We start from the raw sequence: 16,683 nt of genomic DNA, 5'->3' as shown, positions 1-16,683 counted from the left end.
TTATGCCTCACCTAAATAGGCACGGATCACGTCCGGGTTATTACGGATCTGCTCCGGCGTACCGTTTGCCAGCGGCGTCCCCTGATTGACCACGTAAATTCTGTCTGAAATCCCCATCACCAGCTTCATATCGTGTTCAATCAACAAGATAGTGGTGTTGTGATGGTTACGCAGTTCGGCAATCAGCTCATCCAGCTCTTTCGTCTCTTTCGGGTTAAGACCTGCTGCCGGTTCGTCGAGCATTAAAATCTCCGGCTGCGTTACCATGCAGCGGGCGATCTCCAGACGGCGCTGGTCACCGTAGGCCAGGTTACTCGCCTGACGGTTAGCGTGTTCGAGCAAACCAATGCGCTCAAGCCAGGTTGCGGCACGGTCGAGCGCTTCGCTCTGGGCGCGGCGGAAAGAAGGCGTTTTCAACAGGCCGGAGAACAGCCCGGTTTTCAGTTGCTGATGCTGCGCCACCAGCAAGTTTTCAATCACCGTCATTTCACGAAACAGACGCACATGCTGGAAGGTGCGCACCACGCCCATGCGGGCGATTTGCTGGCCGGGCAAACCTTCCAGATGCTGATCGCGCAGTAAAATAGTGCCACCGGTGGGTTTGTAGAAACCGGTCAGGCAGTTAAAAACCGTGGTTTTTCCGGCACCGTTAGGGCCGATTAACGAGACGATCTCCTGCGGGTACAGTTCAAGATTGACGTTATTCACCGCCAGCAGGCCGCCGAAGCGCATCATCAGGCCGTTAACAGATAATAATGGCTGACTCATGCCTGCTCTCCTTTCGCTGCGCCGTTTTTCAGCTTGAGTTGCGGGCGCGTCATGGGCAGCAAGCCCTGCGGACGCCAGATCATCATCAGCACCATCAAACCACCGAGCATTAACATGCTGTATTCGTTGAAATCACGCATCAACTCTCGCGACACCACCAGCAAAATTGCCGCCAGAATCACCGCAAATTGCGAACCCATACCACCGAGCACCACTATCGCCAGCACAAACGCCGATTCGGCAAAGGTGAAGGATTCCGGGCTGACAAAGCCCTGGCGCGCAGCAAACAGCGTTCCGGCAAAACCGGCAAACGCGGCGCTGATGGTAAAGGCGGTCAGCTTGATACGACGCGGGCTTAAGCCCAGCGAACGACAAGCGATTTCATCTTCACGCAACGCTTCCCACGCACGCCCCAGCGGCATCCGCAGCAGGCGGTTAATGACAAACAGGCTTAACACCACCAGCAGCAACGCCACCAGGTAGAGGAAGATGACGCGATCGGAGGGATCGTATTTCAGGCCAAAGAAATTACTGAACGTGTCCCAGCCGCCTTCACGGGCGGTACGGCTGAACTCGAGTCCGAAGAGCGTCGGTTTCGGAATCTGACTGATACCGTTCGGTCCGCCGGTAATTTCGGTATTATTGAGCAGCAATATGCGCACAATTTCGCCGAAACCGAGGGTAACGATCGCTAGATAGTCACCGCGCAGACGCAACACCGGGAAGCCGAGCAGGAAGCCCGCCGCCGCCGCCATCAACCCGGCAATCGGCAGACAGGTCCAGAAGCCCAGACCGTAATAGTGATTGAGCAGCGCAAAAGTGTAAGCGCCAATGGCGTAAAAGCCGCCGTATCCCAGCACCAGCAGACCAGAAAGACCTACCACCACGTTCAGCCCGAGACCGAGAATAATGTAGATCATGGTCAGGGTGGCGATATCCACCGTCCCACGTGAAACCATAAACGGCCACGCCACCGCAAGCACCAGCAGCGCCACGAGGAACAGTTTCTGCTTCACCGTGGAACCATCAATCGCGGGCAGAATAAACTTCGGCCCGGAAACGCTTTTTAGCCCTTTCTGGAAAGCCGGTCGCAAAAGCTGGAAGAAAAAGACAACCGCCGTGCCGATAAACACCCACTGCCAACGGATGTCTGAAGCCGTGTCGACCACCAGTTTGGTGCCATCCAGCTCCAGTTGCACGCCCATAAAGACGCCCGCCAGGACAAAGAACATCACAGCAGAGAGCAGCGCCATTGCAATATGCATCGGTTTCATACTTTCTCTACCTCCGGGCGACCCAGAATACCGGTCGGCATCACCAGCAGCACCAGAATCAGCAGGGCGAATGAGACCACATCTTTATATTCCGTACTCAGATAGGCAGAAGAGAGCGCCTCCGCAATCCCCAGGATCAGGCCGCCAATCATCGCCCCCGGAATGCTGCCAATCCCACCGAGCACCGCAGCAGTAAAGGCTTTCATCCCGGCCATAAAGCCGATGTAGGGGTTAATTACGCCGTAGAACTGACCGAGCAGCACGCCCGCCACCGCCGCCATCGCCGCGCCAATCACAAAGGTCAGCGCAATCACCCGGTCGGTGTTAATGCCAAGCAGACTCGCCATTTTCAGATCTTCCGCGCAGGCACGACAGGCGCGCCCCATGCGGGAATAGCGAATGAAAATCGTCAGCGCCAGCATGGCGAGGAAGGTGACAATCCAGATCACCGCCTGCATGGTGGTAATAGAGGCAGAGAAGTTTTCGCTATGGCCCACCACCCACTGACCGTTAAACAGGCTGGGCAGCGCCACGTCGCGTGAACCTTCGGTCAGGCTGACGTAGTTTTGCAGGAAGATGGACATGCCGATTGCGGAAATAAGCGCAATCAGGCGTTTTGAGTTGCGCACCGGGCGATAAGCCACCCGTTCGATACTCCAGCCGTAGGCGCTGGCAATGACGATTGCGCCGACGAATCCCGCCGCCACCAGCAGCCAGCTGGTATCAATGCCCATCATCATCAGCGCGGCGATGATCATAAAGGAGACGTAGCTACCAATCATATAAACCTCGCCGTGGGCGAAGTTGATCATGCCGATAATGCCGTAAACCATGGTGTAGCCGATGGCTATCAGCGCGTAGGTACTGCCCAGCGTGACGCCGTTAAACATCTGCTGCAAGAAATACAAAAACTGCTCAGACATAAGGTAACCTTTCTAAACCCGCCCGCATTTTACGGGCGGTGGGATGATCACTTGGCTGCCGTGGATGAACCGTCGGCGTGCCACTGGAAGACACCAAAATCAAATCCCTTAAGATCGCCTTTTTCATCCCAGTTCAGCGGCCCAATCACGGTATTTGCACCGTTAGCTTTTAAATCTTTCACCAGCGCCAGCGGCTCATCGCTGCCGGTACGCTCAAGGGCAGTTGCCAGAGATTGCACCGCCGCGTAGGTGATCCAGACATATGGCCCGGATGGATCTTTCTTGTCTGCTTTCAGCGCATCAACGATGCCTTTGTTTGCCGGGTCCTGGTCATAGCGTTTTGGCATGGTGACCAACATGCCTTCGGCAGCATCGCCAGCTATGTTCGACAGCGACGCATTACCCACACCTTCCGGCCCCATAAATTGGGTTATCAGGCCGACAGAACGGGCCTGGCGCAGCATCTGCCCCATTTCCGGGTAGTAACCGCCGTAGTAAACGAAGTCGATATTTTCTTTTTTCAGGCGGGCGATCAGCGCGGAGAAATCTTTCTCACCCGCGGTAATACCGTCGAAGAAGACAACGTTGGCGTTAGCCGCTTTCAGCCCGTCCTGCACCGAACGTGCCAGCCCTTCGCCATACTGTTGTTTGTCGTGAATGATGGCGATGCGCTGGGGCTTCACCGTCTCAAGAATGTATTTTGCCGCCGTTGGCCCCTGGGAAGAGTCCAGCCCGGCAGTACGCATGATGTATTGATAACCGCGTTGGGTCAGCTCCGGATTGGTCGCTCCCGGCGAAATCATCAGAATACCTTCGTCTTCGTAGATATCTGATGCAGGTTGGGTAGAGGAGGAACACAGGTGCCCAATAACGTATTTAATGCCGTCGTTAACGATTTTGTTGGCGACCGCAACGGCTTGTTTCGGGTCGCAGGCGTCGTCATATTCCACGCCAACCAGCTTATCGCCTTTAATTCCCCCTTTGGCATTAATGTCTTTAATCGCCTGACGCGCGCCGTTAAATTCCATATCGCCCCACTGGGCAATCGGGCCGGACATCGCGCCGACAACGGCGACTTTAATATCGTCAGCCATAGCGGTGTGTGAAATTGCCAGTGCAATCATCCCTGCGATGATAGTTTTCGCATTCCGTTTCATAGTCAAAAATCCCCATTCGTGATGTTGTGTTGCTTTGTTCTTATGTGTTAACAAATCAGACTATTCTTTTTTTATACTGCACTGTTTTTGCCTGTCTGATTAAGGGTTTAGCACAGTATTTTGTGATGATAGCGATTAAAATCCATATTTTTCAGTCGATTAAGAACAGATAATATTCTGAATTTATTGATAGATAAACAGAAAAAAGCGCCGTTGTCAGCATAAAATAACGGTACAAAGGGCGGAATAATTCACTACCATTCAGGGGATTATGCTGGGTATTTTTCATTCTCTAATGTTTTAACTTTGTAATTATTGCTGTTAAAAAATTAATCACCTGCCAAAAGAATTAAAAAAGAGAAAGCCTCCGATTAAATTATTTCGCTACACTGGTTCCACTTTTGTGATTTACACGGGTTCCCCATGAAGCTGACCATCATTCGATTAGAAAACTTTAGCGACCAGGACCGGATTGACCTGCAAAAGATCTGGCCGGAGTATTCCCCTTCCTCTTTACAGGTTGACGATAACCACCGTATCTACGCCGCGCGTTTTAACGAGCGCCTTCTCGCGGCCGTGCGGGTAACCTTAAGCGGCACCGAGGGGGCACTGGATTCTCTACGCGTGCGGGAAGTCACCCGACGTCGCGGTGTGGGGCAATATCTGCTGGAAGAGGTTTTGCGTAACAATCCTGGCGTTTCATGCTGGTGGATGGCGGATGCAGGCGTGGAAGATTGCGGCGTGATGACAGCGTTTATGCAGGCACTGGGATTTACGGCACAACAGGGCGGCTGGGAGAAGCGTTAATCGTCAAGTTTGATTTCACAAGTGATATTGCCTGATGCGCTACGCTTATCAGGCCTACAATGTGTGCTGCAATTTACTGATTTCTTTGAATCTTGTAGGCCGGATAAGGCGTTTACGCCGCATCCGGCATGAAGCAACGTACTCGATATTAGCAATTTGGCGGCAACCCAAAGTTGCCGATTAATGATTACTTCGCATCAGTCGCCGTGCCGTTGGCGTGCCAGTCAAACACACCGAACTCAAAGCCTTTCAGATCGCCTTTCTCATCCCAGGTCAGCGGCCCCATCACCGTATCAACCGAGTTCGCTTTCAGGTATTTAGCGATCTCCGCCGGATCGTCAGACTGATTCAGGCCCGCCTGCAAAGATTGCAGCGCGGCGTAGGTGGTCCAGACGAACGCGCCGCTTGGGTCCTGTTTTTTCGCTTTGATCGCGTCAACAATGGGTTTGTTCGCCGGAACCTGATCGTAGTTCTTCGGCTTGGTCACCAGTAGCCCTTCCGCTGATTCGCCCGCAATGTTAGACAGCGAGACGTTAGCCACGCCTTCCGGCCCCATAAACTGAGTTTTCAGCCCTGCCGCGCGTGCCTGACGCAGGATTTGCCCCATTTCCGGGTGATAACCGCCGTAGTAAACGAAGTCGATATTCTCTTTCTTCAGACGCGCCACCAGCGTTGAGAAATCTTTTTCCCCGGCGGTGATACCATCAAAGAACACCACGTTAGCATTGCCTTTCTTCAGGCCGTCCTGCACCGCTCGCGCCAGACCTTCGCCGTATTGCTGTTTGTCGTAAACGATAGCAATACGCTGCGGTTTCACTTTCTCAAGAATATATTTCGCCGCCGTCGGCCCCTGGTCGGAGTCCAGGCCGGTGGTGCGCAGGATCAGCTGATAGCCACGGGCGGTCAGCTCTGGTGCGGTTGCCGCTGGGGTGATCATTAAAATGCCTTCGTCTTCGTAGATGTCAGACGCTGGCTGCGTTGATGAAGAGCAGAGGTGACCAATCACGTATTTAATGCCGTCGTTAACGACTTTGTTCGCCACCGCAACCGCCTGTTTCGGGTCACAGGCATCGTCATATTTTACGATTTGCAGTTTGTTGCCTTTGATACCACCTTTAGCATTGATATCCGCAACCGCCTGCTCTGCGCCAGTAAACTCCTGGTCACCGTACTGCGCCACCGGACCGGACATTGCGCCTACGACGGCGACTTTAATATCTTCTGCCAGAGCCATATTGCTGAATGCCAGCGCGATACATCCTGCCAGTAACGCTTTACCCTTTATGTTCATCCTGAGAATCCCCATTCTTCTGGTTATTACGTGTGTTGTGATGTTGTTGTTCAGCACTTTATTTCGTTTTATGCATGACTACCCGTGCTTTAGCAGCATACTCTGCTAAAACATACCCGATTTTTATGATATTGGAATAGCTATTTTGACAGTTTATTAACAATCTGCGTGGGGATTGGCGTTTTGCCGGAGGGGGAAACTGATTATTGCAGAGGCCCAAAAAACAAAAACCCCGGATTCTCATCCAGGGTTCTCTGCTGAGTAGCGGAAATTACGCTTCAATGGCAGCGCGAAGTTTTTTCATCGCATTCTTTTCCAGCTGGCGCACACGCTCAGCGGAAACACCGTAACGGTCAGCCAGTTCCTGCAACGTGGACTTGTTGTCTTCATCCAGCCAGCGCGCGCGGATGATATCCTGGCTACGCTCGTCCAGACCTTGCATCGCGTCGGTCAGACGGTTTGCCGCCTGCTCTTCCCAGTTATCATCTTCGATGCCGTCAGCAAAGTTAGATGATTTATCCTGCAGATAGAGCACCGGAGCCATCGGCTGGCTGTCGGAATCGTCGTCGGAAGACAGGTCAAAGGTCATGTCCTGTGCCGCCATACGCGACTCCATCTCACGTACGTCTTTGCTGGTTACGCCCAGTTCACGGGCCACCATTTCGACTTCATCCTGGTTAAACCAGCCCAGACGCTGCTTGGTTTTACGCAGGTTGAAGAACAGTTTGCGCTGCGCTTTGGTGGTCGCAACTTTGACGATACGCCAGTTACGCAGAACGTATTCGTGGATCTCTGCTTTGATCCAGTGGACGGCGAAGGAGACAAGGCGCACACCCACTTCCGGGTTGAAACGGCGCACTGCTTTCATCAGGCCGATGTTACCTTCCTGAATCAAATCCGCCTGTGGCAGGCCATAGCCCGCATAATTACGAGCAATATGAACAACAAACCGCAGGTGAGACAGGATCAGCGTTTTAGCTGCTTCCAGATCGCCATGGTAATGCAGCTTTTCAGCCAGCGCCCGCTCCTCGTCAGCCGACAACATCGGCCACGCGTTAGCTGCCCGGATGTAGGAATCCAGGTTGCCAACTGGGGCTAAAGCTAAACTTTGCATTTTGTCAGTCATTCAAATCCTCTCAATCGATATCTTCTGGCGCTTCAGTGGTAGCAACAACTGTGCCAGAGCTTAAGAGCAACGAGGTTATCATTCACTGTTTTATCAGACCGTGATTTTATCCACAAGTTCAATGCAAGCTTGTGAATAAATTACGCACAAAATGTGACATAGAGATGAAATACCGGGAAGAGACAACGGGGTCTCTTTCCCTGCTACGGAACCCATTGCAGGGAAAGAGTATAACACGCTTTTATTATTCCGGCGTAAAGTGGCGTAAATGTTGTACCGTGGCAAGCCACGCTGCCACCCAGCCAATCATCGAGCATACCAGCAGCAACAGCAGGCATTCATCGAACGATAAGCCATTGATATCAAACTTTGTTCCGAAAACCTGTGCCACTTCCGCAACCGCCGATGACAAACGCAGTACCAGAATTTCTGACAAAATTAATGACAGCAATGCGCCAGAAAATCCCAGCAATGCGCCACCGTACAGGAACGGGCGCAGGATGAATCCATCTGTCGCACCAATCAGTTTCTGTACGTTAATGGAGTCACGGCGAGCAAATATGCTCAGGCGCACACTGTTGCCGATGACGAGGAACACTGCCGCCACCATCAATACGCCGATCATTGCCGAAACGCGCCCGACCAGCCCGGTCAACGCCGCCAGACGGGCAAACCAGCTGTCATCCATTCGCACTTCGTCAATGCCGTTGATCTGGGTGATACGATCACGCAGCGTATTGAGTGATTCCGTCCCCTGAAAATCGAGTTTCGGGATCACCACCGCCACTGCCGGAAGCGGGTTTTCTTCCAGCATATCCAGCGCACCACCAAAACCAGACCAGTTACGGAACTCGCCCAGTGCGTCTTCACGAGAAAGATAATTCACTTTCTCCACGCCTTGCTCGGCCTGCAACTGTGCCACCACGCCCGCAGCGGCGTCATCATCCAGCGTTTTTTGCAGATAAACAGTGATTTGCGGTGACGGATAATATTGCGTCGCCGCCTGGTTAACGTTTTTGTACACCATATAACAGACGCTAGGCAGCGTCAGGGAGATGGCGATAACCATCACCGTTAAAAACGTGGCGAACGGTTTGCTTTTCAGATCCTGCAATGCGCCGTGGAAGGCATAGCGTACCTGTTCGTTGAAAACGTTGGTTTTGCGATTTACCGGTTTTGGCGAGGATTTCGCGCGTTTCGGCGCGTTACGACCGCCGTCGCCTGAGCCGCCGACCGATTTACGGAAGCGATCCAGACGCCCGCCAAACTGCCGAATATGATTGATTGCATCGCGCTTATTCATGGCCCACGCCTCCATGCAAGTGACCATCGCTCAGGGTGAGCATGCGATAGGAACGCCGCGAGATCAGGTTGATGTCGTGCGTTGCCATCAATACGGTTACCCCAACGCGGTTAAACTCTTCAAACAGACGTAAAATGCCTTCCGACAACGCGTCGTCCAGGTTACCAGTTGGTTCGTCCGCTAGCAGTACCGCGGGCTTGTTCACCACCGCGCGGGCAATGCCAACACGTTGTTGTTCACCGCCCGAAAGCTGAATAGGGAAGTTCTTCGCTTTGTCCAGTAGCCCGACTTTATCCAGTGCCGCCGACACCCGGCGACGAATATCGTCACCGCTGGCACCGGCGATAATCAGCGGGATCGCCACGTTATCGTAGACAGTACGGTCCATCAGTAGATGGTGATCCTGGAAAATCATACCAATCTGGCGGCGCAGAAACGGAACTTCACGGTTTTTCAGACGCGTGATGTCATGGCCGCTAAACCAGATTTTCCCGGCGCTGGGCCGCTCAATCCCACAGATCAGCTTCAGGAGGGTACTTTTCCCTGCGCCGGAATGACCGGTCAGAAACGCCATCTCACCCGGCTGCATATGGAACGTAACGCCCTGCAGCGCCTGTCTCCCACCGAGATAAGCCTTGCTGACATGTTCAAAGCGAATCATTGTTAATCCTCTCGGGCAAAAAGTGCCTCTATAAAGTCGTCCGCCTTAAACGGACGCAAATCCTCAATACGTTCGCCGACACCAATGTAGCGGATAGGGATACCAAACTGGTCAGCCACCGAGAAAATTACTCCGCCTTTCGCCGTGCCGTCCAGTTTCGTTAGCGTGATGCCGGTTAAGCCAACGGCTTCATGGAACAGTTTGGCCTGGCTTACCGCGTTCTGCCCGGTGCTGGCATCAATAGTCAGCATAACTTCATGCGGCGCTTCAACGTCGAGTTTCTTCATCACGCGGACGATTTTCTTCAACTCTTCCATCAGGTGCGATTTGTTCTGCAGGCGTCCGGCGGTATCGGCAATCAGGACGTCGATATTACGCGCTTTAGCTGCCTGAATGGCGTCGAAGATAACAGAGGCGGAATCCGCCCCGGTATGCTGGGCAATCACCGGAATATTGTTGCGCTGACCCCAGACCTGAAGCTGTTCAACCGCTGCCGCACGGAAAGTATCGCCCGCCGCCAGCATCACCGATTTACCCTGCTGCTCAAACTGACGTGCCAGCTTACCAATCGTCGTGGTTTTACCCACACCGTTGACGCCCACCATCAGGATCACGAACGGCGTTTTACCTTCAACATTCAGCGGCTCATCGACTTTCGCCAGAATCTCGCCCATCTCTTCTTTCAGCAGGCCATAAAGCGCCTCGGCATCACGAAGCTGCTTGCGGGATGCGCCTTCCGTCAGATTGGTGATAATTTTACGTGTGGTTTCCACACCCACATCGGCGATCAACAGCTGTTCTTCCAGCTCTTCAAACAGATCATCGTCGATTTTTTTACCGCGGAACAGGCTGATAAATCCGGAACCGAGGTTTTCTTTGGTTTTTAACAGGCTGCGTTTCAGGCGCGCGAAGAAACCTTCTTTGGTTGGTTTTTCCTGCTCCTGAGCGATTTCTTCCACCGGCTGCTCTTCTTCTGCCGGAGGAACCACTATCACCGCTTCTTCTGCCGCTTCGGCAGCCAGCGCCTGTGCTTCCAGCTCTTCGTCGGTGATTTCTTCTTTAGCCGCTTCTTCTTCCGCCGCTTCGACAATCTCTACGGTTTCCGCTTCAGCCTGCCACTCTTCTGGCGAAACCTCTTCGGCGTTGACGTCTTCCGGCAACGGCAGCTCTTCACGCTCGATAGCCACTGGCTCCGGCGTTTCTTCTACGACCGGTTCCGGCTGTGCAACGACTTCCGCTTCAGGCTGCGCTTTTTCACTTTCAGCAACCTGTTCAGAGACTTCCACAACGTCGGCAGCAAAAGTTTCCGCCTCGGCTTCAGTATGCGCCTGCGGCTGCTCTTCAACGGCGTGTTCAGAAGCCTTCGCAGGCTCTTGCGCCTGAGCGATTTCTTCTACAACCGGTTGTTCATTCTGAACTTCTGTCTCTTTTTCCGGGGTCTGCTCTTTTTGACCAAAGCCCAGCCAGGAAAAAAAGCCACGTTTTTTTTCTTTCGCCATTTGCGACTACACTCCTCGCTGTTGCTTCATGGCACAGCGTTAACGCTATGTACATAGCAGCTAAAAAAATGATGAAATAGTCTATCACTTAACTTAATTCACATCACCGCCTGCAAGTATGTGTTATCTGGCGGATTGAGCAATTTATCATGAAAAAACCGAATCATTCCGGCAGCGGCCAAATCCGCATTATTGGCGGGCAGTGGCGAGGCCGTAAACTCCCGGTTCCTGATAGCCCAGGTCTGCGCCCCACCACCGACCGCGTACGCGAAACGTTGTTTAACTGGCTGGCTCCGGTCATTGTTGATGCCCAATGTCTGGATTGCTTCGCCGGGAGCGGCGCGCTGGGGCTGGAAGCGTTATCGCGCTACGCTGCGGGGGCCACGTTGATTGAGATGGATCGCGCGGTTTCTCAGCAGTTAATTAAGAATCTGGCGACACTTAAAGCAGGCAATGCGCGCGTGGTGAACAGCAACGCGATGTCATTCCTGGCGCAAAAAGGCACACCGCATAATATCGTGTTTGTCGATCCACCGTTCCGCCGTGGCTTGTTAGAAGAGACGATAAATTTACTGGAAGATAACGGCTGGCTGGCTGACGAAGCCCTGATTTATGTCGAAAGCGAAGTCGAAAACGGTCTGCCCACTGTTCCGGCGAACTGGTCATTACATCGGGAAAAAGTGGCGGGTCAGGTGGCTTATCGACTGTATCAACGCGAAGCACAAGGAGAAAGTGATGCTGATTAATATTGGTCGTTTGTTAATGCTCTGCGTTTGGGGATTTTTAATCCTCAACCTGGTGCATCCCTTCCCGCGTCCGCTGAATATTTTCGTTAACGTGGCGCTGATTTTTACCGTGCTGATGCATGGTATGCAACTGGCGCTATTGAAATCCACTTTACCGAAAGATGGCCCGCAGATGACCACCGCCGAAAAGGTGCGGATTTTCCTTTTCGGCGTGTTTGAACTGCTGGTCTGGCAGAAGAAATTTAAAGTTAAAAAATAACCTTATTGTTCGCCTATAAAGCTGACAAAGCGCGTTCCTTTATAGCTCAGCGTACCTTTATCGCCCACTGTCAGGGCGTGGTACTGCTGGGCGTCGAGGCGAAACGTCTGCTCCATTCCTCCGCTTTGCGGTTTGAAGCTTGCCTCATAGCGCATACTGGTGCCTGCCGGAGTCACTTCCTGCTGGCGCGAACGGCGATCGTTAATCGGTTTTTCCCGCTTGTTGCTCACCACCACCAGCTTTTGCTGGAGCGGTGCCATATCATTATCAGCTTTTTCCCGTCGCTGTTGCATAAAACGAAACGATGCGGCGACGATGATTAAGCCAATGATAACAATAAAGAAAAGAGGTGGTTTGCTCATCTTTATCCCTCATCGGAAAATGCGGAAATAAGCATACCCTGCCAGTTATGGTGTTGTCATCCGTCCACCCTCGCCACTAAACTGGAAGCAAGACCGTAGGCATTCCGCTTACGAAAAAATAACGAATTCAAGGAACTAAGATGCTTTGGTCGTTTATCGCTGTCTGTCTTTCCGCATGGCTATCTGTGGATGCATCGTATCGTGGGCCAACCTGGCAACGCTGGGTGTTTAAACCGTTAACCCTTCTTCTCCTGCTGTTACTGGCCTGGCAAGCGCCGATGTTCGACGCCATTAGCTATCTGGTGCTGGCAGGGCTGTGCGCCTCACTGCTGGGCGATGCGCTAACCCTGTTGCCACGTCAACGTCTGATGTACGCCATCGGCGCGTTTTTCCTCTCGCACCTGCTGTACACCATCTATTTCGCCAGTCAGATGACGCTCTCTTTCTTCTGGCCTCTGCCACTGGTGTTGCTGGTTCTGGGTGCGCTGTTACTGGCGATTATCTGGACGCGGCTGGAAGAGTACCGTTGGCCTATCTGCACGTTTATCGGCATGACGCTGGTGATGGTGTGGCTGGCAGGTGAACTTTGGTTCTTCCGTCCGACCGCTCCGGCGCTCTCTGCGTTTGTTGGCGCTTCATTGCTGTTTATCAGTAACTTTGTCTGGCTGGGTAGCCACTATCGCCGCCGCTTCCGGGCAGATAACGCGATTGCTGCGGCCTGCTACTTTGCCGGTCATTTCCTCATCGTCCGCTCGCTGTATCTCTGATAAAACTTGACTCTGGAGTCGACTCCAGAGTGTATCCTTCGGTTAATGAGAAAAAACTTAACCGGAGGATGCCATGTCGACTCCTGACAATCACGGCAAGAAAGCCCCTCAATTTGCTGCGTTCAAACCGCTAACTACGGTACAGAACACCAACGACTGTTGCTGCGACGGCGCATGTTCCAGCACGCCAACTCTCTCTGAAAACGTCTCCGGCACCCGCTATAGCTGGAAAGTCAGCGGCATGGACTGCGCCGCCTGTGCGCGCAAAGTGGAAAATGCCGTGCGCCAGCTTGCAGGCGTGAATCAGGTGCAGGTACTGTTCGCCACCGAAAAACTGGTGGTTGATGCCGACAATGACATCCGGGCACAAGTTGAATCTGCGGTGCAAAAAGCGGGCTATTCCCTGCGCGATGAACAGGCCGCCGACGAACCACAAGAATCACGCCTGAAAGAGAATCTGCCGCTGATTACGCTAATCGTGATGATGGCAATCAGCTGGGGTCTGGAGCAGTTTAATCATCCGTTCGGGCAACTGGCGTTTATCGCGACCACGCTGGTTGGGCTGTACCCGATTGCTCGTCAGGCATTACGGCTGATCAAATCCGGCAGCTACTTCGCCATTGAAACCTTAATGAGCATAGCCGCTATTGGGGCGCTGTTTATTGGCGCAACGGCTGAAGCTGCGATGGTGTTGCTGCTGTTTTTGATTGGTGAACGACTGGAAGGCTGGGCCGCCAGCCGCGCGCGTCAGGGCGTTAGCGCGTTAATGGCGCTGAAGCCAGAAACCGCCACGCGTCTGCGTAACGGTGAGCGTGAAGAGGTGGCAATAAACAGCCTGCGGCCTGGCGATGTGATTGAAGTTGCGGCAGGTGGGCGTTTGCCTGCCGACGGTAAACTGCTCTCACCGTTTGCCAGTTTTGATGAAAGTGCCCTGACCGGAGAATCCATTCCTGTGGAGCGCGCTACGGGCGATAAAGTTCCTGCAGGTGCCACCAGCGTAGACCGTCTGGTAACGCTGGAAGTGCTGTCAGAACCGGGTGCCAGCGCCATTGACCGGATTCTGAAACTGATTGAAGAAGCCGAAGAGCGCCGCGCACCTATTGAGCGGTTTATCGACCGTTTCAGCCGTATTTACACGCCAGCGATTATGGCCGTCGCCCTGCTGGTAACGCTGGTGCCGCCGCTGCTGTTTGCCGCCAGCTGGCAGGAGTGGATTTATAAAGGGCTGACGCTGCTGCTGATTGGTTGCCCGTGTGCTTTAGTTATCTCCACGCCCGCGGCGATTACCTCCGGGCTGGCGGCAGCAGCGCGTCGTGGGGCGTTGATTAAAGGCGGCGCGGCGCTGGAGCAGCTGGGTCGTGTTACCCAGGTGGCGTTTGATAAAACCGGTACGCTGACCGTCGGTAAACCGCGCGTTACCGCGATTCATCCGGCAACGGGTATTAGTGAATCTGAACTGCTGACACTGGCGGCGGCGGTCGAGCAAGGCGCGACGCATCCACTGGCACAGGCCATTGTGCGCGAAGCACAGGTTGCTGAACTCGCCATTCCCACCGCCCAATCACAGCGGGCGCTGGTCGGGTCTGGCATTGAAGCGCAGGTTAACGGTGAGCGCGTGTTGATATGCGCTGCAGGAAAACATCCTGCTGATGCATTTGCTGGTTTGATTAATGAACTGGAAAGCGCCGGGCAAACGGTAGTGCTGGTAGTACGTAATGATGACGTGCTGGGTGTCATTGCGTTGCAGGATACCCTGCGCGCCGATGCTGCAACTGCTATCAGTGAACTGAACGCGCTGGGCGTCAAAGGGGTGATCCTTACAGGCGATAATCCACGCGCAGCAGCGGCAATCGCCGGGGAACTGGGGCTGGAATTTAAAGCGGGCCTCTTGCCGGAAGATAAAGTCAAAGCGGTGACCGAGCTGAATCAACATGCGCCGCTGGCGATGGTCGGTGATGGTATTAACGACGCGCCAGCGATGAAAGCTGCCGCCATCGGGATCGCAATGGGCAGTGGCACAGATGTCGCACTGGAAACCGCCGACGCGGCGTTGACGCATAACCACCTGCGCGGCCTGGTGCAAATGATTGAACTGGCGCGCGCCACTCACGCGAATATTCGCCAGAACATCACTATTGCGCTGGGGCTGAAAGGCGTTTTCCTCGTCACCACGCTGTTAGGGATGACCGGCCTGTGGCTGGCGGTGCTGGCAGATACGGGTGCGACGGTGCTGGTAACGGCGAATGCGTTACGGTTATTGCGCAGGAAATAAAGAGGCTATCAGTCTACGGTCCAACAATGCCGGATGCGGCGTGAACACCTTATCCGGCCTACACAGAGCATCGAACTCGTAGGCATGATAAGACGCGACAGCGTCGCATCAGGCATTGTGCACCGTATCGCCAGATGCAGCTTGAACGCCTTATCCGGCCTACAAACCGGTTTCAAGCAGCAACATTGAGCGCGATCGGTCCCCTCGCTCCTCTGGGGAGAGGGTTAGGGTGAGGGGAAAAGGCGGCATCGAAGCCAATCTTTCCCCATCAACCGCCTTTGCGAATCAAATAACGATAAGGCAGTTCATCCGTCTCTTTAGCAACCAGTTCGTGTTCCATAAAGGTACAAAACCCAGGAATATCGCGGGTAGTGGCCGGATCGTCGGCGATAATCAGCAACGTTTCGCCTGGCTGCATATTGCGCACTGTTTTGCGCACCATCATTACTGGTTCCGGGCAGCGCAGGCCAAGTGCGTCGAGTGTGTGGTCAGGGCTGGAAAAGAGATCGGTCATTTTCTTCTCATCACATAAAAAAACGGCGCTAGTTTACGCCCTGTGAGTCCGTAAGCAAACCAGGTTAACGATTGCGTGAAAATTAACCATTGCATTGTCAACGTAAAGCAGTATCATGCGGCGGCTCGAAAAAAGGGTAAGAACGTTATTTAATCAAGGTAAAATAGCGTGTCGTACGTATTGGGTTCCCTCACCCCAATGGTTAATCAAAAAGGTACAATATGAACGTTTTCTCGCAAACTCAACGCTATAAGGCGTTGTTCTGGTTATCGTTATTTCATCTGCTGGTGATCACCTCCAGTAACTATCTGGTTCAGCTTCCCGTCTCCATTTTTGGTTTCCATACCACCTGGGGCGCATTTAGCTTTCCGTTTATTTTCCTTGCTACCGACCTGACCGTGCGTATTTTTGGCGCACCGCTGGCCCGTCGTATCATCTTTGCGGTGATGATCCCGGCGTTACTGATCTCCTACGTCATCTCGTCGCTGTTCTATATGGGTTCCTGGCAGGGATTCGGCGCGCTCGCCCACTTCAACCTGTTTGTCGCCCGTATCGCCACCGCCAGTTTCATGGCCTACGCGCTGGGGCAGATCCTCGACGTGCACGTTTTTAACCGCCTGCGTCAGAGTCGTCACTGGTGGCTGGCACCGACAGCGTCCACACTGTTCGGTAACGTCAGCGACACGCTGGCCTTCTTCTTCATTGCCTTCTGGCGTAGCCCGGATGCCTTTATGGCTGAACACTGGATGGAAATCGCGCTGGTCGATTACTGTTTCAAAGTGTTAATCAGTATCGTTTTCTTCCTGCCAATGTATGGCGTATTACTCAATATGCTGTTGAAAAGACTGGCAGATAAATCCGAAATCAACGCTTTGCAGGCGAGTTAAAGGTTCGTTATCAGAGTTGTGATAAGATGGATGAATGAGCCGTTATGGCCGTTTATCGAAAGGAAGA

17 protein-coding genes are annotated in these 16,683 nt (G+C 53.3%); 6 read left to right on the top strand and 11 right to left on the bottom strand.

Annotated elements, in window-relative coordinates:
- From livG to livK, 4 genes are read right to left on the bottom strand one after another with little or no spacing between them, the layout of a single operon-like run.
- Nucleotides 1-768 (bottom strand): high-affinity branched-chain amino acid ABC transporter ATP-binding protein LivG, encoded by a 768-nt coding sequence (gene livG, locus ACJHWT_RS09620; RefSeq protein WP_000082101.1) that lies wholly within the window; start codon nucleotides 766-768, stop codon nucleotides 1-3.
- A complete protein-coding gene (livM, locus tag ACJHWT_RS09615; protein WP_000803825.1) occupies nucleotides 765-2,042 on the bottom strand; it encodes a branched chain amino acid ABC transporter permease LivM in 1,278 nt (425 codons plus the stop codon). The genes livG and livM overlap by 4 nt, the downstream gene beginning before the upstream one ends.
- Nucleotides 2,039-2,965 (bottom strand): high-affinity branched-chain amino acid ABC transporter permease LivH, encoded by a 927-nt coding sequence (gene livH, locus ACJHWT_RS09610; protein WP_000003010.1) that lies wholly within the window; start codon nucleotides 2,963-2,965, stop codon nucleotides 2,039-2,041. Before livH ends, livM begins: the two co-directional genes overlap by 4 nt.
- Nucleotides 2,966-3,012: 47 nt before the next feature.
- Nucleotides 3,013-4,122 (bottom strand): high-affinity branched-chain amino acid ABC transporter substrate-binding protein LivK, encoded by a 1,110-nt coding sequence (livK, locus tag ACJHWT_RS09605; protein WP_001318085.1) that lies wholly within the window; start codon nucleotides 4,120-4,122, stop codon nucleotides 3,013-3,015.
- 423 nt (nucleotides 4,123-4,545) lie between these two features.
- On the opposite strand from livK, the gene panM reads away from it, so the two are divergent.
- Nucleotides 4,546-4,929, top strand: a complete 384-nt coding sequence (panM, locus tag ACJHWT_RS09600) for an aspartate 1-decarboxylase autocleavage activator PanM (RefSeq protein WP_000778791.1) — start codon at nucleotides 4,546-4,548, stop codon at nucleotides 4,927-4,929.
- 187 nt (nucleotides 4,930-5,116) lie between these two features.
- Here the strand turns inward: panM and livJ are convergent, their stop codons facing one another.
- The 5 genes from livJ to ftsY all read right to left on the bottom strand — a co-directional run bounded on the left by livJ (nucleotide 5,117) and on the right by ftsY (nucleotide 10,809).
- Nucleotides 5,117-6,220 (bottom strand): branched chain amino acid ABC transporter substrate-binding protein LivJ, encoded by a 1,104-nt coding sequence (livJ, locus tag ACJHWT_RS09595; RefSeq protein ID WP_410232326.1) that lies wholly within the window; start codon nucleotides 6,218-6,220, stop codon nucleotides 5,117-5,119.
- A 271-nt stretch (nucleotides 6,221-6,491) separates the two neighbouring features.
- On the bottom strand, nucleotides 6,492-7,346 hold the full coding sequence (gene rpoH / locus ACJHWT_RS09590; RefSeq protein WP_000130217.1) for an RNA polymerase sigma factor RpoH: 855 nt from the start codon (nucleotides 7,344-7,346) through the stop codon (nucleotides 6,492-6,494).
- 244 nt (nucleotides 7,347-7,590) lie between these two features.
- Complete coding sequence (ftsX, locus tag ACJHWT_RS09585) at nucleotides 7,591-8,649, bottom strand: permease-like cell division protein FtsX (protein WP_001042003.1); 1,059 nt, start codon at nucleotides 8,647-8,649, stop codon at nucleotides 7,591-7,593.
- Nucleotides 8,642-9,310, bottom strand: coding sequence for a cell division ATP-binding protein FtsE (ftsE, locus tag ACJHWT_RS09580; protein ID WP_000617723.1), 669 nt, complete (start codon nucleotides 9,308-9,310; stop codon nucleotides 8,642-8,644). Before ftsE ends, ftsX begins: the two co-directional genes overlap by 8 nt.
- Before the next feature lie 2 nt (nucleotides 9,311-9,312).
- Nucleotides 9,313-10,809 (bottom strand): signal recognition particle-docking protein FtsY, encoded by a 1,497-nt coding sequence (gene ftsY, locus ACJHWT_RS09575; protein WP_001040613.1) that lies wholly within the window; start codon nucleotides 10,807-10,809, stop codon nucleotides 9,313-9,315.
- Between the two features lie 149 nt (nucleotides 10,810-10,958).
- On the opposite strand from ftsY, the gene rsmD reads away from it, so the two are divergent.
- Complete coding sequence (gene rsmD, locus ACJHWT_RS09570) at nucleotides 10,959-11,555, top strand: 16S rRNA (guanine(966)-N(2))-methyltransferase (RefSeq protein WP_000743193.1); 597 nt, start codon at nucleotides 10,959-10,961, stop codon at nucleotides 11,553-11,555.
- Complete coding sequence (locus ACJHWT_RS09565; RefSeq protein WP_001295207.1) at nucleotides 11,545-11,814, top strand: DUF1145 family protein; 270 nt, start codon at nucleotides 11,545-11,547, stop codon at nucleotides 11,812-11,814. The genes rsmD and ACJHWT_RS09565 overlap by 11 nt, the downstream gene beginning before the upstream one ends.
- Before the next feature lie 2 nt (nucleotides 11,815-11,816).
- Here ACJHWT_RS09565 and ACJHWT_RS09560 read toward each other — a convergent pair whose 3' ends face one another.
- Nucleotides 11,817-12,176, bottom strand: a complete 360-nt coding sequence (locus ACJHWT_RS09560; RefSeq protein WP_000042885.1) for a DUF2500 domain-containing protein — start codon at nucleotides 12,174-12,176, stop codon at nucleotides 11,817-11,819.
- A gap of 140 nt (nucleotides 12,177-12,316) precedes the next feature.
- Here ACJHWT_RS09560 and ACJHWT_RS09555 point away from each other — a divergent pair, with 140 nt between their 5' ends.
- Nucleotides 12,317-12,943, top strand: coding sequence for a lysoplasmalogenase (locus ACJHWT_RS09555; protein WP_000964718.1), 627 nt, complete (start codon nucleotides 12,317-12,319; stop codon nucleotides 12,941-12,943).
- Nucleotides 12,944-13,016: 73 nt separating this feature from the next.
- On the top strand, nucleotides 13,017-15,215 hold the full coding sequence (gene zntA / locus ACJHWT_RS09550; protein ID WP_000106587.1) for a Zn(II)/Cd(II)/Pb(II) translocating P-type ATPase ZntA: 2,199 nt from the start codon (nucleotides 13,017-13,019) through the stop codon (nucleotides 15,213-15,215).
- A 268-nt stretch (nucleotides 15,216-15,483) separates the two neighbouring features.
- On the opposite strand, the gene tusA is transcribed toward zntA, so the two are convergent.
- Nucleotides 15,484-15,729 (bottom strand): sulfurtransferase TusA, encoded by a 246-nt coding sequence (tusA, locus tag ACJHWT_RS09545; RefSeq protein WP_000130619.1) that lies wholly within the window; start codon nucleotides 15,727-15,729, stop codon nucleotides 15,484-15,486.
- 221 nt (nucleotides 15,730-15,950) lie between these two features.
- On the opposite strand from tusA, the gene ACJHWT_RS09540 reads away from it, so the two are divergent.
- On the top strand, nucleotides 15,951-16,616 hold the full coding sequence (locus tag ACJHWT_RS09540; protein WP_001100463.1) for a 7-cyano-7-deazaguanine/7-aminomethyl-7-deazaguanine transporter: 666 nt from the start codon (nucleotides 15,951-15,953) through the stop codon (nucleotides 16,614-16,616).
- The last annotated feature ends 67 nt before the right edge of the window (nucleotides 16,617-16,683 follow it).

The sequence above is a fragment of the Escherichia sp. WS338 genome, assembly GCF_046486405.1.
In the GTDB taxonomy this organism is placed as follows: Bacteria; Pseudomonadota; Gammaproteobacteria; order Enterobacterales; family Enterobacteriaceae; genus Escherichia; species Escherichia coli.
Note: the sequence above shows the minus strand (reverse complement) of the source record. Positions and strands in the feature narration are given on the sequence as shown.

Excerpts from the sequence above, each read along its gene's own strand:
- livG (WP_000082101.1), bottom strand. The coding sequence starts at position 768 with ATGAGTCAGCCATTATTATCTGTTAACGGCCTGATGATGCGCTTCGGC.
- ACJHWT_RS09540 (WP_001100463.1), top strand. The coding sequence starts at position 15,951 with ATGAACGTTTTCTCGCAAACTCAACGCTATAAGGCGTTGTTCTGGTTA.
- ftsE (WP_000617723.1), bottom strand. The coding sequence starts at position 9,310 with ATGATTCGCTTTGAACATGTCAGCAAGGCTTATCTCGGTGGGAGACAG.
- rsmD (WP_000743193.1), top strand. The coding sequence starts at position 10,959 with ATGAAAAAACCGAATCATTCCGGCAGCGGCCAAATCCGCATTATTGGC.
- ftsY (WP_001040613.1), bottom strand. The coding sequence starts at position 10,809 with ATGGCGAAAGAAAAAAAACGTGGCTTTTTTTCCTGGCTGGGCTTTGGT.
- panM (WP_000778791.1), top strand. The coding sequence starts at position 4,546 with ATGAAGCTGACCATCATTCGATTAGAAAACTTTAGCGACCAGGACCGG.
- rpoH (WP_000130217.1), bottom strand. The coding sequence starts at position 7,346 with ATGACTGACAAAATGCAAAGTTTAGCTTTAGCCCCAGTTGGCAACCTG.
- zntA (WP_000106587.1), top strand. The coding sequence starts at position 13,017 with ATGTCGACTCCTGACAATCACGGCAAGAAAGCCCCTCAATTTGCTGCG.
- livJ (WP_410232326.1), bottom strand. The coding sequence starts at position 6,220 with ATGAACATAAAGGGTAAAGCGTTACTGGCAGGATGTATCGCGCTGGCA.
- livK (WP_001318085.1), bottom strand. The coding sequence starts at position 4,122 with ATGAAACGGAATGCGAAAACTATCATCGCAGGGATGATTGCACTGGCA.
- ACJHWT_RS09565 (WP_001295207.1), top strand. The coding sequence starts at position 11,545 with ATGCTGATTAATATTGGTCGTTTGTTAATGCTCTGCGTTTGGGGATTT.
- tusA (WP_000130619.1), bottom strand. The coding sequence starts at position 15,729 with ATGACCGATCTCTTTTCCAGCCCTGACCACACACTCGACGCACTTGGC.
- ACJHWT_RS09555 (WP_000964718.1), top strand. The coding sequence starts at position 12,317 with ATGCTTTGGTCGTTTATCGCTGTCTGTCTTTCCGCATGGCTATCTGTG.
- ftsX (WP_001042003.1), bottom strand. The coding sequence starts at position 8,649 with ATGAATAAGCGCGATGCAATCAATCATATTCGGCAGTTTGGCGGGCGT.
- livH (WP_000003010.1), bottom strand. The coding sequence starts at position 2,965 with ATGTCTGAGCAGTTTTTGTATTTCTTGCAGCAGATGTTTAACGGCGTC.
- ACJHWT_RS09560 (WP_000042885.1), bottom strand. The coding sequence starts at position 12,176 with ATGAGCAAACCACCTCTTTTCTTTATTGTTATCATTGGCTTAATCATC.
- livM (WP_000803825.1), bottom strand. The coding sequence starts at position 2,042 with ATGAAACCGATGCATATTGCAATGGCGCTGCTCTCTGCTGTGATGTTC.